The 990-nt window shown below is 68.3% G+C and carries 1 protein-coding gene; it reads right to left on the bottom strand.

The window, feature by feature from the left end; genetic code table 11:
- Positions 1-328: 328 nt before the first annotated feature.
- Positions 329-990, bottom strand: a 662-nt coding sequence (gene msrA, locus KBX53_RS34170) for a peptide-methionine (S)-S-oxide reductase MsrA (protein WP_247676614.1), incomplete at its 5' end; no start/stop codon positions are given.

Below are 990 nucleotides of genomic sequence, written 5' to 3'. Positions count from 1 at the left end.
CATGGCCACTCCTGCGGATATGGAGCGACCCCCGGGGCGCTCCGCGCTGTCGCACGGGCCGGCTGGACTGGGCCGGCGCCCCGGGGGTCGGGTGGCTGCCTGGAATTCGCCGCACCGCTGCCACACGGTCTCGACGATGGTGCTGGTGCCCGCCTCGCGGCGGGCCGATCACTGTCGAGGACAGCGGCTAGCTGACAGCCACCTCACGAGTCCGATTGCTATACAAGTCTGGACCACCTCCTTTCACGTGTACGGCCACGTTATCGAGTTCTCGTCGGGCTCGGCAACGGATTTCGATCACAGGGCCGAACGGGAATGCCCGCGCCGGTCAGCCGTCGACACGGGCCACGCCGACCGGGCAGCTCAGGCCGTTCGGGCCGTGGTTGCAGTACCCGTTCGGGTTCTTGGTCGGCGCCAGGTACTGCTGGTGGTAGTCCTCGGCGAAGTAGTAGCTGCCGAGCGGGGCGATCTCGGTGGTGATCTCACCCTTGCCGGCGCGCGTCACGATCGGCTGGAACGCGTCCCGGGACGACTCGGCGATGGCCCGCTGCTGGTCGGTGGTCGTGTAGATCGCCGAGCGGTACTGGGTGCCGACGTCGTTGCCCTGGCGCATGCCCTGGGTCGGGTCGTGGTTCTCCCAGAAGACCTTCAGCAGGTCCTCATAGTTGATCTTGCTGGGGTCGTACACGACCTGGACGACCTCGGCGTGCCCGGTCCGGCCGGAGCAGGTCTCCTCGTACGTCGGGTTCTTGGTGATGCCACCCGCGTAGCCGGCAGAGGTGGTGTAGACACCGGGCAGCGTCCAGAACAGCCGCTCGGCGCCCCAGAAGCAACCCATGCCGAAGACCGCTACCTGAAGGCCCTCCGGGAACGGGCCCTTCAACGGGGTGCCCAGCACCTCGTGGCGGTCAGCGACCGGCATGGCGATCGGGCGGCCCGGCCGGGCCGGGTCGGGCGTCACCATTTCGGCCTTCTTGCGGCGCAGAAACA

This window comes from Micromonospora sp. M51 (genome assembly GCF_018070305.1).
In the GTDB taxonomy this organism is placed as follows: Bacteria; Actinomycetota; Actinomycetes; order Mycobacteriales; family Micromonosporaceae; genus Micromonospora; species Micromonospora parva.
Note: the sequence above shows the minus strand (reverse complement) of the source record. Positions and strands in the feature narration are given on the sequence as shown.